This window comes from Helicobacter cinaedi CCUG 18818 = ATCC BAA-847, from assembly GCF_000155475.1.
Taxonomy (GTDB): Bacteria; Campylobacterota; Campylobacteria; order Campylobacterales; family Helicobacteraceae; genus Helicobacter_C; species Helicobacter_C cinaedi.
Window position 1 is genome coordinate 36,606 of record NZ_DS990391.1, and the last position, 13,325, is coordinate 49,930.

20 protein-coding genes and 1 pseudogene are annotated in these 13,325 nt (G+C 36.4%); 15 read left to right on the forward strand and 6 right to left on the reverse strand.

From position 1 onward, the window contains the following. The first annotated feature begins 119 nt into the window (after positions 1 to 119). The 6 genes from HCCG_RS00305 to HCCG_RS00325 all read left to right on the forward strand — a co-directional run bounded on the left by HCCG_RS00305 (position 120) and on the right by HCCG_RS00325 (position 3,142). Positions 120 to 374, forward strand: a complete 255-nt coding sequence (locus HCCG_RS00305) for a hypothetical protein (RefSeq protein ID WP_015453725.1) — start codon at positions 120 to 122, stop codon at positions 372 to 374. Then, positions 371 to 706 (forward strand): hypothetical protein, encoded by a 336-nt coding sequence (locus HCCG_RS00310; RefSeq protein WP_002955346.1) that lies wholly within the window; start codon positions 371 to 373, stop codon positions 704 to 706. The genes HCCG_RS00305 and HCCG_RS00310 overlap by 4 nt, the downstream gene beginning before the upstream one ends. Further along, on the forward strand, positions 703 to 1,392 hold the full coding sequence (locus tag HCCG_RS00315; RefSeq protein WP_015453726.1) for a hypothetical protein: 690 nt from the start codon (positions 703 to 705) through the stop codon (positions 1,390 to 1,392). The genes HCCG_RS00310 and HCCG_RS00315 overlap by 4 nt, the downstream gene beginning before the upstream one ends. 8 nt (positions 1,393 to 1,400) lie before the next feature. Continuing rightward, positions 1,401 to 1,523 (forward strand): hypothetical protein, encoded by a 123-nt coding sequence (locus HCCG_RS12740; protein ID WP_002955348.1) that lies wholly within the window; start codon positions 1,401 to 1,403, stop codon positions 1,521 to 1,523. Position 1,524: 1 nt separating this feature from the next. Next, complete coding sequence (locus HCCG_RS00320; RefSeq protein ID WP_002955349.1) at positions 1,525 to 1,809, forward strand: phage antirepressor KilAC domain-containing protein; 285 nt, start codon at positions 1,525 to 1,527, stop codon at positions 1,807 to 1,809. A gap of 214 nt (positions 1,810 to 2,023) precedes the next feature. Beyond that, positions 2,024 to 3,142 carry a hypothetical protein gene (locus HCCG_RS00325; protein WP_015453727.1) on the forward strand — a complete coding sequence of 373 codons (1,119 nt, stop codon included), beginning with the start codon at positions 2,024 to 2,026 and terminating at the stop codon, positions 3,140 to 3,142. 332 nt (positions 3,143 to 3,474) lie between these two features. Here the strand turns inward: HCCG_RS00325 and HCCG_RS12095 are convergent, their stop codons facing one another. The 4 genes from HCCG_RS12095 to HCCG_RS00345 are packed head-to-tail and all read right to left on the reverse strand — an operon-like array spanning position 3,475 to position 4,494. After that, a complete protein-coding gene (locus HCCG_RS12095; RefSeq protein ID WP_002955354.1) occupies positions 3,475 to 3,627 on the reverse strand; it encodes a hypothetical protein in 153 nt (50 codons plus the stop codon). Positions 3,628 to 3,654: 27 nt separating this feature from the next. Continuing rightward, complete coding sequence (locus HCCG_RS00335) at positions 3,655 to 3,834, reverse strand: hypothetical protein (protein WP_002955355.1); 180 nt, start codon at positions 3,832 to 3,834, stop codon at positions 3,655 to 3,657. Further along, entirely contained in the window at positions 3,828 to 4,184 is a 357-nt protein-coding gene (locus HCCG_RS00340; RefSeq protein WP_002955356.1) for a hypothetical protein, read from the reverse strand. The genes HCCG_RS00335 and HCCG_RS00340 overlap by 7 nt, the downstream gene beginning before the upstream one ends. Positions 4,185 to 4,236: 52 nt before the next feature. Next, positions 4,237 to 4,494 (reverse strand): hypothetical protein, encoded by a 258-nt coding sequence (locus HCCG_RS00345; RefSeq protein ID WP_002955357.1) that lies wholly within the window; start codon positions 4,492 to 4,494, stop codon positions 4,237 to 4,239. Positions 4,495 to 4,611: 117 nt separating this feature from the next. Between HCCG_RS00345 and HCCG_RS12990 the strand changes: the two genes are divergently transcribed. From HCCG_RS12990 to HCCG_RS00385, 9 genes are all read left to right on the forward strand, one after another. Further along, entirely contained in the window at positions 4,612 to 4,866 is a 255-nt protein-coding gene (locus tag HCCG_RS12990) for a Fic family protein (protein WP_373365022.1), read from the forward strand. Positions 4,867 to 5,135: 269 nt separating this feature from the next. Further along, positions 5,136 to 5,492 carry a hypothetical protein gene (locus tag HCCG_RS00355; RefSeq protein ID WP_002955360.1) on the forward strand — a complete coding sequence of 119 codons (357 nt, stop codon included), beginning with the start codon at positions 5,136 to 5,138 and terminating at the stop codon, positions 5,490 to 5,492. After that, entirely contained in the window at positions 5,489 to 5,998 is a 510-nt protein-coding gene (locus HCCG_RS00360; RefSeq protein ID WP_015453729.1) for a conjugal transfer protein TraG N-terminal domain-containing protein, read from the forward strand. The genes HCCG_RS00355 and HCCG_RS00360 overlap by 4 nt, the downstream gene beginning before the upstream one ends. Beyond that, positions 5,985 to 6,107, forward strand: coding sequence for a hypothetical protein (locus HCCG_RS12745; RefSeq protein WP_002955362.1), 123 nt, complete (start codon positions 5,985 to 5,987; stop codon positions 6,105 to 6,107). The genes HCCG_RS00360 and HCCG_RS12745 overlap by 14 nt, the downstream gene beginning before the upstream one ends. Before the next feature lie 350 nt (positions 6,108 to 6,457). Next, positions 6,458 to 6,802 (forward strand): hypothetical protein, encoded by a 345-nt coding sequence (locus HCCG_RS11850; protein ID WP_154645864.1) that lies wholly within the window; start codon positions 6,458 to 6,460, stop codon positions 6,800 to 6,802. A 31-nt stretch (positions 6,803 to 6,833) separates the two neighbouring features. Continuing rightward, positions 6,834 to 8,819, forward strand: a complete 1,986-nt coding sequence (locus tag HCCG_RS00370) for a hypothetical protein (RefSeq protein ID WP_411979919.1) — start codon at positions 6,834 to 6,836, stop codon at positions 8,817 to 8,819. A 76-nt stretch (positions 8,820 to 8,895) separates the two neighbouring features. Then, complete coding sequence (locus HCCG_RS00375; RefSeq protein ID WP_002955366.1) at positions 8,896 to 10,530, forward strand: NACHT domain-containing protein; 1,635 nt, start codon at positions 8,896 to 8,898, stop codon at positions 10,528 to 10,530. Between the two features lie 121 nt (positions 10,531 to 10,651). Continuing rightward, positions 10,652 to 11,068 (forward strand): hypothetical protein, encoded by a 417-nt coding sequence (locus HCCG_RS00380; protein WP_230197880.1) that lies wholly within the window; start codon positions 10,652 to 10,654, stop codon positions 11,066 to 11,068. Further along, on the forward strand, positions 11,053 to 11,907 hold the full coding sequence (locus tag HCCG_RS00385) for a hypothetical protein (RefSeq protein WP_002955368.1): 855 nt from the start codon (positions 11,053 to 11,055) through the stop codon (positions 11,905 to 11,907). Before HCCG_RS00380 ends, HCCG_RS00385 begins: the two co-directional genes overlap by 16 nt. Positions 11,908 to 11,916: 9 nt before the next feature. On the opposite strand, the pseudogene HCCG_RS12425 reads toward HCCG_RS00385, so the two are convergent. Both HCCG_RS12425 and HCCG_RS00395 read right to left on the reverse strand, forming a co-directional pair. Then, positions 11,917 to 12,873 (reverse strand): annotated as a pseudogene (locus HCCG_RS12425) (DUF3825 domain-containing protein). Between the two features lie 160 nt (positions 12,874 to 13,033). Continuing rightward, positions 13,034 to 13,325 (reverse strand): hypothetical protein (locus tag HCCG_RS00395; RefSeq protein ID WP_230197804.1); only part of this gene is annotated, 292 nt, incomplete at its 5' end.

Sequence of the window (13,325 nt, forward strand, 5' to 3'; positions counted from 1 at the left end):
TGATATTTTTTGCTATCAAAGAAGGAAGCTATTCAGCCTTCTCCTCCCAAAAATCTCATTTGAAAAAGCCTAAGCCTTTTGGCACAATACATTCACAAAAAACACTTAAGAAGTTTGCAGTGTTAGTTACAGAAATTAATCAAATCATCTCGCTTGCACTTGAAACAGTAAAGATTCTAGAAGACAAAAGCGACACACAAGTCGCAATTTCTATTCTTAGGAGCATTGCCAAAAAAGGTAACGAAATCGTTATGGAAGCAATGCTAGAAGCAGAGCTCACAGAAGACACAAGCGAGGAGTGGCTTAAGCTAGAAGGGCTAAAAGCTAACTTCTCCTTTGACAGCAACCTTATCAAACAAGGAGAGGCACAATGAGCACATCAAGACAGAACTTAGATGAAAGAGCATCTAAGATTTTAGCAGAATACAATAAGCTACAACAAGATTATGAAGCTTTTAGAGAGCAAAGAAAAGTTCTCCTAGATGAGCTTAAATCAAGAATCTCCCATACAGCAAAACTAAGATGCTATATGCGAGAAAACAAAAAAGAAAAATTCAAACGAACCTATGGTGCTACGCAAATAGGCATTCCAAGGCAAGGTTACACTCCTGCTGACTTAAGCATTCATCTTGGTTCGCATTTTTCAATATTCAATATGTCAAGCATACCTACTTCACATCTTGTGAAAGAGGATTGGATATTGTGAAAAAGAGCCAAGATTGTTTTAGTTTTATAGAGCCTAATGGCAAAGAATATCTTTTTGAGTTTTCTCCAATGCGTGAAATGAAATTTAGCTTTAGAGCTACGCCTTTCAGCAGAGATTTGTATGATTATGCAGGAATCTTAAAAGAGCTAGGAGAGTATGGCAATCTACACTATAACAAAATAGACATTGCCAAAGCCTTTGAGAAAAAGGATTGTGTGATTGTTGTTGCCGATGATTTTCAACAAGCTTATGAGAAGACTAAGAAAAAAGGCTTATCACTTAAAGGATTGACTTCACTTGTGAAAATAGAACATAGTAATGGCGATATTCAATATCGCAGAGCTTGGGAATACAATTTAGATTCTAAAGGTAATCCCTTTCCTATTGAGCTTTTAGGCTTAGGCAAAGGCTCTTTGAAGCTAGGCTATATCCACGACAAAGAGACTGAAAGGTATGAAAAGCGTTTGGAACTTATAGAAAAAGTCTATGAAAATATTCAATATGCTGAAGCACTTGCTAATAAGTTTAACATCAAAGTTTCTCGTTTGATTTCTGAAATACAAGAAGGTAAGATTGATGTCGTGTTTGGCTATATGCAAGGTTGGCTACAAATCTTGCGTTTTCCAAATGAAAACTTTAGAGAAAGCCAAGCATACTTGGCATATCAAAAGTGGCTTGAAAGCTAGGAGGAATTATGACACAAGATTTTAAGGCACTAGAAGCAGAAAACAAGCTTATCAAAAAGAAATTTCAACAAACTAAAGAAGCTGTGGAGTTTTTTCACGATATGGCAAAAAACACCATACAGAGCATTTGATATGCAAGAAGCCGCTAAGGCTCTAGGCGTTAAAGGAATGGACAAAAACAGACTATATGCGTTTTTGCGGAATGAAGGCGTTTTTATGAGTAATAATCAGCCATACCAAGAATACATTGACAAAGGCTACTTCACAGCTGTAGTAAGAAATAAGCCTATTAGCTATGGCTTAGAAACAAGAGTGAAAGCACTTGTATTCCCAGATGGTTTGAAATTTATTCATTCTTTGCTTAAAAAACATACCAAAAAGAGCTTAAAAGTAACAAACCATAGTGAGATGCTCTAATCAAATAAAAACGAAAAATAAGCCAAATAAAGAGCTTTTTTCGTATGATTTGTTAGATTTTTTCCTTGAGATTGCAGAAAAAGAAAGCATGCAGATGATTTGTTAGGATTCTTTGGCTACTATCCCACAAAAGCAAAAGAATGAGCCTAAAAACACAATGGCACAAAATAAGTGCTAAGTTTTATTGTGCCTTAAAAACAGGAGATTAAAAAGATTGAATTGCTTAGACAAAAAAAAGTCAATCAGCATTGAGGAAAACAATGAGATTGATGAAACCATCATCAAAAACGCGATAAAAGACATTGAGTATTCTCCAAGCAAATTCGCAAGGATACCTAGCGTATCGCATTTGCCTGAAGTTGCAAAAAAGATTCACTCACTTGCTCCTACGATGACAGAGTGCAGAATCCCTATTTTTGTGCCATTAACCAAAGTGAGCGAGACTTCAGACATCTACCTTGATTTTAAGAAAAACAAAGGCGTAAGAAAGTTAGACACACCTTGGGGGAAAGCATTTGTGCGTGGGCGTGTTTTACTTACACAAACGCATAGAGATATTTTAGATAGTGCTATTATTTGTGCTGAAAAGATAAGTTACTCGCAAATTGATGGCTCTATTCAGGTGTATTTTTACGCAAATAAAGCCTTAGAGTATTATTCAGATAAAAAAGGAAGCAGAAACACTGAGTGGCTTGTAACAATGCTAGAGCAGATACGAGACACTGTCATCAAGTATCAATCTAAAAGCGATAATGGCAGAAGAAATATTTCATTTGACTTTAATATTATCCGCCGCATTGTGTTTTCAGAAAGCAATGGTATGTTCTTTTTGGAGTTTGATCCTAGCTATGTGGCATTCTATCAAACAGAAATGAGTGTATGCTATAAAAGCATTATGCCTGAAATACTTAGTTGTGAAAGCGGTATTGTAAAGTCTATGATACGCTTTTTTGTTACACATAAAGAAATAATCATAGGGCTTGACAAGCTCTTAGAGTCTATCGGTTGTCCGCTTGATATAGAAACACAAGGTAGAAAATATTATCGTGTGATTAATAGCATAGAAGAAAGCAGAGAGTTACTAGAGGATTTGGGCATAATTTACAACAAGAAAGAAAAGATTTTTACTTTCAAAAGGCAAGATAATGTTTTTATACAAGGCTCATCATTGCAGAACCCAAACAAGGAAATAGCAATCAAGGCTCTTAGTAAATCAACACAAGAGAAAAATGAGTGGCAAATTCCTCCATTCAGCACACCTAAAAAGAGCAAAAACTCTAAGGCAAAAGTGTTTCAAGAGCCTTCATTGCTCCCTGAAGAATACCTAGCTTGAAAGGATTAAATGAGTATTACACCAAAAAAATGTATTTCTTTTTGAGATGTCCTAAATGCAGGAGAAAACTCAAGGCTTCTTTTATCAAAGATGCCATTGCAGAGTGTTTTGCAATGGGTGAAAGTTTTGAATATAATTGCAGACATTGTAGCCACGATTTTGTAGCAAGTTGCAATGTTAGAGTGGTTGCAAAAAATAAGCCACTTGACAAATAATGATTTCGTTGAGCGAAATGGGTTCAAACGCCCTTGTGTGTGGATTATTTTTACTTTTTTTTTGAAAAAAATCACATTTCAAAAAGCTAAACCAAGCCGTAGGCTTAGTTTATAGGCTTAGAATGGAAGCTCATATTCTTCCTTATTCTCTGCCTGAGGGGCTGGAGATTGTTGTGGTTGTTGCATATTTTGTGTAGCCGAAGCTTGTGGATTCATTTCTCCACTTTGCTCTGCAATGCTTGGTGTTGAAAAAATATTATCTTCTAGCATATTCTCTTCAACAACTTGAGCTTGTGGTTATGGAAGCTGTTGTGTCTGAGCTTGAGGTTGTTGTTGCATACCTGCATTAATTTCGTTTTGAATGGCTTGCTCGTATGATGAGCCTCCACCTTGACCCTCAGACATAGGACCTGCATAATGTCCATTTTGCACATCTTGCCCGTATTCTTGTTGTGTCTTGTTTTTCTTATTCAACATTCTTCATCCTTTTTATTTTGTTTTTCGTATGTTTCAATGTTCTTTTTGAGAACACTCCTTCTTTCTGAAACCGTAGCCATAAAAATAAGGCTAATCAAAAGTATTAGGGCAATTTCCCACAATACACCCTGCATCACTTCCCCATGAAAAGCATCTTGCTGGTATATGTGAATGTGGCTCATAAAAGTATGAACCACAAAGAACAAAGCACCATATATCCAAGCCTCAAGGATAAGCTCAAGACGAGAGACAAGCTTAATTTGTTCGCCTATCTTGTTTCCAAGATTTAGCTTGTTTATTCTGTCAGCCTCTTTTACTTTGCTTGAATACTCTAGGTATTTTTTTTGCAAAAAATCTACCCAAAAATGCTTCCTTTGGTGTTATGGAAATCTTGTTTTCTTTTTATTTTGCCTCAAGAAACAAGCGATCCATATCAACAGATTTTGTCTGTGGGGGGATTGTGCTTCCCCATCTTACCACAGATAGTTTTCTTTGTGTCAAAAACAACAATGGATGAATCCAAATGGCTACAAGTAAAACTCCAACAGAGAATGGTTCCTCCGCTAAATACGCTGCAGTAAATGCAATTATTACAAAATGGTATAGCATCAAAAAAATATTACATATCCTCAATGCTATGCCTAATGAAAGATTTTTCACTAGGCACTCCTTTTGGTATATTTATGATTAATAATACAAAAAAAGCTAAAAAAAGCAAACAGGGGGAGCAAACTTTTTGAAGCAACAATACAGCGTATCAAGGAAATTGATTCAGAGATCAAAGATACATCAGAGCTGTTGCAGAAAGAAGCCTACAAAACATACAGCAAATATCTTGTGGAAATTCTCTTTTCTTATCCCTATACAAAAATAGAATCCGTAGAGAAAAAACTAAAGTGTCACAGGCAAACCGCTTCAAATCATCTCAATGTTTGCGAAAAATTAGGGATTTTACGCAATGTAAGGTTGGGAAGAAATAAATATTTTGTAAATCTAAGACTTTTTGATATTCTACAAAAAGAACTTCTGTGAATTCAATATGTCGAAAAAAATGATTTTTTTCGACATATTCCAAAGATATAGTGAAATTTTTCATTTTTTCCACTTTCTAGTTTCCTTTTTTGTGATAGGATCCAGCAAATTCTGCTACATAGAAGTTTTCCTCAAAACAATACAGAACAAAAGACCATAGGAATATATAGCATTGCAGGTGCATACTCAGATTTTATTTATGCCCTAGCAATTTCCTATATATTCTCATTAATGTTATAAAAATAAGAAAATAAACAAAGGAGTAAAGTATGCCTAAAAAGCTACTTCTAGTCATATTGTCTGCGATTCTAATGCCTGTTGTTGCTTCAGCACAGAGCTTCTTGGTTGATTATTTCCCAGTGCTTGTTTATGGAGACACAGACATTTATAAACAAGTCTTTAACGGCGTAGCTGTTATGTTTAACAATAAAACAACCATGGGCTTTGTAACAAATGTTGTGGGAATCTTAGCATTCATTATGATTGTATGGAGACTCACCTTCAAACACGGATCGGCTGGCGGCGGTGAAACTGGATCTGTGCCTTGGGAGATGTTCTTTAAGCAATTTGCGTTTCTTTGTATTATTATGTTTGTTTTTCTCAATCCAGCATTAAATCGACTGTGACAATTAAAGATCAAAAGGCATTTTTTGGAAAGCAAACTATTGGTGGTGGAGCGACAATAGTTAAGGTTGATAATGTCCCGACAGTGTTGGCATTTGTGGCATCTGGAACTTCATATTTGGGATACGCTCTTGTTAATCTTGTAGATACAGCTTTTGCAAACTCAAGAGTAAATGGAACTAGATACGGCGATGTTGGGTTTATGACAAATTTTAGATTTATTGCAAGAACCAATGGAACGGGATTGGGAGAAGGAGATGCTAATGATCCGGGGATAAAAAAAGAAAGAAATGTTGTCTCAAATCTTAGAATTTTTGTTGAAAAATGTGCCATCCCCTATCAAACTCTTACAGGAGATACATTTGATGCCCTTGATTTTGGATTTCCGACACTCGATGCTTGGGACCCTAAGAATTGGTTGTATTATGATAATGTCAAATTCTTGGAAGCAGCACCGGGAGTAGGATGTAAAGATTTTTATGCGAAGATTATAAATGGTCGCAAATAAGTATGAAAGGAGGTCTATAGAGGCTATGGGTATGAATCCGGGCGCAGCAGGTCCAGCACTTAAGGCGATGTCAGAATCTGTGTTGGCTGCTCCAAGCAATGTTGCATGACCAGCTTCAAAAATGAATGACTACACTCAGTATCATCTTAGGGCTTCATTAGATGGTGTTGTAGCGGCAGCTAGGTATGCTGATAGCTTTGGTGTTACAGGTGCGAATGCCGAGGTTATGAATCAAAGTATGCTTTCTGCATCTGCAAAAATGGCAGACATAACTTCTCAGGTAAGATTCTTGTTCTCCGCTCAAACCTTACCAAAAGCCCTGCATATTCTTATAGCGATACTTTATGCCATATTCCCATTTATGCTGGTAGTTGTGGCTATTCGTGGCTATCCAGAAGGGCTAAAGGTATTGTATTACTTCGCAGGCGGTATGCTTTCTATGGAGCTTATAAAATGTCTATGGCTCTTATTCACGGTATTGTTTCGCACATTACAGCTACTAATGGAGCTGAAATTCTTGGTGCAGCTACAGGAGGAAATGGGCAAACAGTTGATTATAATAATATTGTGCATGGGGAGGCATACTTTCGGTATATGGCAGAACAGGCTACACTTGCTGCTGATATAGGCACAGCTGCAATGTTTATGATTCCTATGGTTATTGCAACAGGGCAAGTAAAACTACTTGGTTCGGCTTTGGGTGGAGCTGTAACAGGACATGCTCCAAACGCCACAATGCAAAGTGCAGGTGCTGAAATGGCAAAAGCTAATGACGCGGAAAATAGGGGGGGGGGGGGCAGATAAAGTAGTTGAAGGCTATGCAGCTGCAGCTGTGATGAAGGGCATTGAGGAAAATAATGCCGCCATTGCATCACTTAGCAAAATGGATCTTTACAATGATTTTAATAAGGGGCAAATAGGACAACAAATGCAACAAATAGGATCTGTTGCCGGATATGGTAGTGAGCTTAAAAGTGCTCAAGATTTTGCAGCGGTAAGAAGTGGTGGTATGTTTCAAGGCGTTCAGTCTGCTGCTAATATGAAGTCGCTTGGGCAAGAGTTTGAATCTGAGCAAAACTTTCTTAATGGCAAACACTCTGATGGCAGATCTCTGGCTAGAACTCTTGGTAACGATGCCACTGCAAAAACCATAGGCTCCGCCAGAGGGTTAATGGCAGGAGATTTCTTTAATGAGCATGGCGATTTTGACACGGCGAGAGAAGGCAATATTTATCGCCAAGGCTTGGAGAACCAAGCCCGTATTTCAGCTAACCAAACAGCTGGTGTAGGTAAATTAGGAGAATTTACAAGAGAACAGATGAATGCCATTCAATATGGAGCTGAAGCTGGAGCACTCAATCAAATAGCTCAAGGGAAAGCATTGATGGATGTGCATAACAGGGGACAAGCTTTCCAAGATAGCTATAGCAAAACAGCATATATGAACGCACACCAAAGCCTCAGCCAACAAAAAGGAAATGCTCAGGCTTATGATTCGGAAACAAATGGAGGTAACATAAAGATAGCAGAATCTATGGGGAGAGTGAGTAATGCTTCGGCGTTGAGGGGACACGCCAAATCTATTCAGGCTGCTGGGAATGAGGAAAACATCATATCAGCAAATGCTGGAGATGCGGCAGAGAAAACTCTTCAGCAGGTAAGTTCGCATATCGGCAAATCAAGGAATTTGCCAGATGGCTCTGCCAACTCTCGAAATCCTGATGGTGGCTTAAATTTATCAAGTGATGCAACCATTGGAATGGCAGAAAGAGCAATGGCTGCTGGCTTAAAACAATCTGTTCAGGACACTAATTATACTAAAAATGTAGCTGCAGCTGGCGAGAAACTTCAACAACAAGTTACGGATGAAATCTTGAGTGCTTATAATGATACTCACAATCCTACTTTTGGAAAGGATAGAAGAGCAGGAGCTCAACTATACAGGCAAGCTGAAAGATTGGGCGGACAACTTGCTGCAACCGCGGCACAAGGTGGTAATGTCTCTCAGGAAGATTGGGATCAGGTGACAAAATTAAGAGAAGAAGCAACAAAGATGGATTTGGAAGCTGCTCTCAAAGAAAAAGGCAAAAATGGGGCGGCAATAACTGGAGCGCTAGATGCACTTAAAATTGGTGATACTGCCGGAATAGTTGCTGGAATGTCTTCAGAGGGACAAGAACTTGGACTTAATGGTGTAGTTGGTAACTTTACTACAACTAATGGTGGTGGAATCCAAGGTGGCATACAATCCGGCGTAAGCTTCTCGCATAACGAATCTAGAAATTATAGTTTTGGAACAAATATTAGTGGTGGTAGTGCAATAGCAGGAGCAGCACTCAGTATGGGTATGTCTGCCTCTACCTATGGTGCTATTAGCTCTGGAGTTGCAGCTGCTGGACAAGTAGCTGGTGCTGCAGCTATGTTTTTACCCGGTGGAGCTATGGGTAAAGGTTTAGCTAATATGGGAATTATAGGTGGAGATTCTATGATGGCTGCTGGTGTAGGAGCTGCTAGAGCAACAGCAAGTAAGAGTGCTACTTCACTTCTAGATTCTGTAGGAAGGGCAGGAGCAGCACCAACACCAAGTGCAGGAGTTATAAATGCTCCTTATGTTGGTGGATATAACTTTACACCAAAAATGGCTATGCAATATAATGCAATGTCAAATCAAGGAAAAGAAATCTTTAGGAGAGAGCTTGGTAATATGTCTCCAAATAGGCTAACACAATTTGAAAGATTCTTAAAGGGAGAAGCTCAAACACCACTTGGTAATGCTGGAGGGGGAGTAACGGGAGGAGTTCTACCAAATCGAGCATTCTAAGATACAACCACTAGCAAATTGATATATCCCAAAAATATGCTAGAATAAACCAAAATAATATTTTGGGAGGTATAAGTTGTATCCAATTATTGATGAGCTGCTGAAAGGCGGAGAAAGTAGGAATGTTGAATTTAAAGCATTTTGGTATTGGAATAACACTACGCCAAACTTGGAACTACAAAAGAAATATGGTGAATTTTTAAAAGATATTATAGCCTTGTTTAATACTGTTGCTGAAAGCGGCATGAAGTATCTATTAATTGGCGTAGAAGAGAATAAAATGAAACAAGGCATACCCATCAAGCATCCTGCCTTTTTAGATGAAAACAAAGAGTATATTAATGATTTGCTCAATTTAAAGGAATTTGAAACAAAATTTCACAAAAAATTGGAAATATTTACAGAACCACTACAGCTTGAAAATACAGACATCAAAATAAATATTTCTAGTTACATAAAAATTGAGCTTGTAGGCGATTTGCTTTTATTTGCCATACAGCAAGCACCTTGTTTGCTGGCACTCAAAAAAGATTTGCAGTGTCAGAGAGGCACTTTTAAAACCAACGCTGTAATTGGAAGAAAACTAAAAGGGAAAAACGATCCAGAAATCTATCAACTGCCTGTAAATGAAGTTTATAGCTTACAAAGAGAATTATTACAAAGAAAAAAAGCTGGATATTTTGACAAAGATATTAGCATAGAAAAAATCGCTGAAGCATACCTACACACTAGATTGCCCCAAGCAAACAAAAAACCAAAAATAACAGCTACAAGCACTATAAATGGAATCTGCTATGAGATTCATGAAATAGAAGATAGCTGTGTGCAAACTAGAATAAAATTTTTATATTTTTCCAAACATACAAGCCAACAAAAAACTTGGGATACACTAAAAGACAATGCACTTGTGGGAAATGAGAATAAATTGTTTATTCTGCTCGATAGATTCAACAAAAATGGAGGCTTAATCAACAAAGAACATATTGCAAAGTTAGTAAAAAAAGATATTGATAGTGTCGAGATATACTATCTTGATGATTTTATACAAGAACAACTATGTGGTGAAAAACTCGAAGCATCTATTTTTCACAAGCATTCCTTCTACATCAAAAATTTCATACCCCCAACATTAGAGGAAATAAACGATAAAGGTGCTGATCTTGTATTTTCCGAGTGGCTAAGAAAAACTGAAAATCCTATTCTAGTAATTAAGGGTACTGGCGGTATCGGCAAGACAACTGTTGTAAAAAAATTTGTAGATAAAATATTAGAGGATAAAACAACAGATGCAAAATACAAGCATGTATTATTTGTCAGTTCTCACGACATTATTAGTGATATTCTCGCTCGAACTGAGAATGTAAAAAATGTTTTTGACTTTTATGATATTCTAGCTTCAAAATACAACAAAGAAGCTATTTCAAAGGATATTTTTGAGATTTTGGTTGGCAATGGCAATTTGCTTGTAGTTCTTGATGGGCTAGACGAGGTAATTGCAAACTTGGGAAATAGATTTAATACTGAATTATTTTTATCCTCCATTATAGAAAATTGTTACAATACATTTTACAAGACAAAAATAATTATTACTTGTAGAGATTATTTTTGGGATATGCAACAGCTCAAAAAGAAAACTAATATTGAATTAGTATCTCTCAAGGCTTTTGACAAGGAGCAAGTTGTAAAATACATTCAAGCAACCTTCGCTTAAACTTGATAATAAAAAGCAGGATAAGGCTATTGAACTAGCAGAAAAATGGGCTATAACAACACAGAAAAATTCATATATACCCTATATACTTGATATGATAACTGAGCTTTTAGATGCAAATATGGACACAGTGTCGTTCCAAACAAAGCTTTTATTTCCCCAAGAAATCTCTACTGATTTTTTATTGGCGAAGGCATTTGAAAGAGAAATATTAAAATTAGAGAGCAAAGATATAGACGAGCAAGTTAAAATATTTATGTTTATCGCCACACATTTTAATGGAGTGTTGCATAAGGAACACTTTAATGAACTTTGTACTCAATGTGGCATCCAAGAAAATTTTCTGGAAAATCTTAAAGCACATCCGTTGCTTCGTTACGATTCTCAATCACAAATCTTAACATTTAGATATGATTTTTTTAATGATTTTTTTAAAAATATATCTATTGCTAATTACTTAAAGCAATGGTGTTCGTTTTATGATAATAACAGTAAAATCAGCCATTTGAAACAAGCAAAGAGATGGAGAGGTGTATAGTACAAAATGTAGTTTATCACAACAAGGATATTCTCGGTGTAATTGTCAGAAGATTGGAGTTGTTTGAAGTTAAACCTGAAGGATTGCAACTCATCTTGCTCGACAAACTGCAAACCGATACAAATTTGGAGGAGTATCAAAAGATCCTCTATTCAAATATGCTGATATTATTGCTAGAAATAATATCTCCAAAGGATGTCATAGAGAGAACAAATATCATCAAAGAACTTTTTGAAGAAAATGGTGTCATTAAAAATATAAATCTTATCAATATTCATTCTGTTGGACAAAACAAACTTGTATTTGACTTTAAAGGCTGTCGTTTTGAAAATTGTCATTTTGAAAATTACGAACATTTTGCATCAAATCAATTTGATCCCGACACTTTCTTTAAAGATACAGCTTTTATTGCCCCATTGTGGAAAGAAGGAATCCAAACTAAGCTAAGTTGGAAGAATATTGATAAAAAAAGCTGCAACACTCAAGGACTGGTTAATATGCTGAATCATCGGGCGGCAAATGAGCTAGAAAATAATCAAGAACTGAGAAAAAAATTAAAAACAATCATTAAGTTTTTTTGGTCAAGAGGATGTTTTCAACCAAAGAGCGAAGATGAGGTGAGAAGACATTTAGGAGGTTTTGATAGGCTGTTCAAAGTCTTATTAGATAAAAAAATATTAAAGACCGAGAAAAAAAGTGATAAACATAAAAGAGAAAACACATACTGGTTTCTAAATAACGAATATAGTGATTTGAGAAAAATAATGGAAGAAAACGATACTTGCAGAGACTTTGAACATATTGTTTCTCTCTGCGACAAAGAAAGTTTTAGCTTATAAAACCATAGCCTACGGCTTTAACCAATCGCTTTCCGGCTTGGCAATTATCCTTGCATTTGTATAAGCCATTTCCGGTGTAAGGCAGGTAGCAATGTAGTAGAAGCCATCTTTTTTTTCGCAGGTTAGCAAAAGTTCTGGGTTGTTGATATTTTCTCCACTTAAGCATAAGGGAAGCAAAAAGCACACTTTATTCTTATACCACTAAGGTATGGCTGTTCTATAATTTCTTTTAAGGCGAATTTTCATATTTTTAACCAGCCCATCTAAAAGAGACCCTTGCTGTAATACCGAGAGATTTGCAAAATAATCCGGAAATCTTTCAATATTGTCTCCTAGAATATGATCTTTGTTGAGTCTAATCTCTAGTGTTGTATCAAAATATATTTCCTCTATATTTGTATAAAACTCTATCGTGTCTGGCAACTCTTTGAAATTCGAAAGCTGTCCTGCACTTTCATTAAAAAAGCCCTTAAAAATAAAAATATCACGCTTCCCTTTTTGTGGCTTTTCGAAATAAGCAAATATATCTTGAAAGTGTGGTGTTAATAATCCTGTGTTGAAGCAAGCCTGTGTTTTGTCGTCGGTATAACAGAGTAAATGTGGTTTGCTTGTAGATATAATATAAAAACGCTCTATAATATATTGCTTGAGATGGGCATTTTTCTTCCCCCATTCTTCCTGAATAGCCATTTTAGAAAGATTTTCTATGTGAGATTCGTATGATGGCGGATTGTCTTGTGAATTTTCCGGCTTTGATTTTTTGGTTGAATGTTTTTTTGGAGATGGATTTTGCGTAACCTTTATATTTTCCTTCATCAATAAAACTTCACTGCTCCCCTCGTTTCTTATCGCATTGTATCCAAGAGACTCATACACTTTCACGAGCGTTTTGTTTTTGCTTATATCGTCTTTTTTTAATGCGTAATTATCAAATAGCCACTCTGATATGCTAGTGTTTAAAGCCATACCTTTTTCATTTTTGCAAGCCTCGAAAGCTTGATGCAGAACAGATTCTTTTGATTTGTTTGCCCCATTTTCTTCTGGTGTTTGCGTTTTAACATCCCTTCTTTTTCTTTGGGGACATTAAACCTAAAAAACACTTAAGATATAATTATGAGAAAACACTCTAATCTATCACACGATAATCACCTCTTTCGAGCACCTTTTTGACAAATGTCTCAAACTCGTGCTTGTATCCTTCTCTTTGAGCTTCTTCTCTACTATCATCTGCCCATATAATTGATGGTCCTTGTCCAACACCTTGTGTAGGAACTACGAGCTTAACTTCTCCACTCTCAATTAAATCCGCCCATTTCTCTTTAGAAATATCGGGGTAGGTAATGCTACCGATACTAAAATCATCATTCGGATTCCTCAACCTCTCAATCACTTTTTCCTTAAAAGCCTTATTCCAAGCT

Excerpts from the sequence above, each read along its gene's own strand:
- HCCG_RS00310 (WP_002955346.1), top strand. The coding sequence starts at position 371 with ATGAGCACATCAAGACAGAACTTAGATGAAAGAGCATCTAAGATTTTA.
- HCCG_RS12740 (WP_002955348.1), top strand. The coding sequence starts at position 1,401 with ATGACACAAGATTTTAAGGCACTAGAAGCAGAAAACAAGCTTATCAAA.
- HCCG_RS00320 (WP_002955349.1), top strand. The coding sequence starts at position 1,525 with ATGCAAGAAGCCGCTAAGGCTCTAGGCGTTAAAGGAATGGACAAAAAC.
- HCCG_RS12095 (WP_002955354.1), bottom strand. The coding sequence starts at position 3,627 with ATGCTAGAAGATAATATTTTTTCAACACCAAGCATTGCAGAGCAAAGT.
- HCCG_RS00335 (WP_002955355.1), bottom strand. The coding sequence starts at position 3,834 with ATGTTGAATAAGAAAAACAAGACACAACAAGAATACGGGCAAGATGTG.
- HCCG_RS00355 (WP_002955360.1), top strand. The coding sequence starts at position 5,136 with ATGCCTAAAAAGCTACTTCTAGTCATATTGTCTGCGATTCTAATGCCT.
- HCCG_RS12745 (WP_002955362.1), top strand. The coding sequence starts at position 5,985 with ATGGTCGCAAATAAGTATGAAAGGAGGTCTATAGAGGCTATGGGTATG.
- HCCG_RS11850 (WP_154645864.1), top strand. The coding sequence starts at position 6,458 with ATGGCTCTTATTCACGGTATTGTTTCGCACATTACAGCTACTAATGGA.
- HCCG_RS00370 (WP_411979919.1), top strand. The coding sequence starts at position 6,834 with ATGAAGGGCATTGAGGAAAATAATGCCGCCATTGCATCACTTAGCAAA.
- HCCG_RS00380 (WP_230197880.1), top strand. The coding sequence starts at position 10,652 with ATGGACACAGTGTCGTTCCAAACAAAGCTTTTATTTCCCCAAGAAATC.
- HCCG_RS00385 (WP_002955368.1), top strand. The coding sequence starts at position 11,053 with ATGGAGAGGTGTATAGTACAAAATGTAGTTTATCACAACAAGGATATT.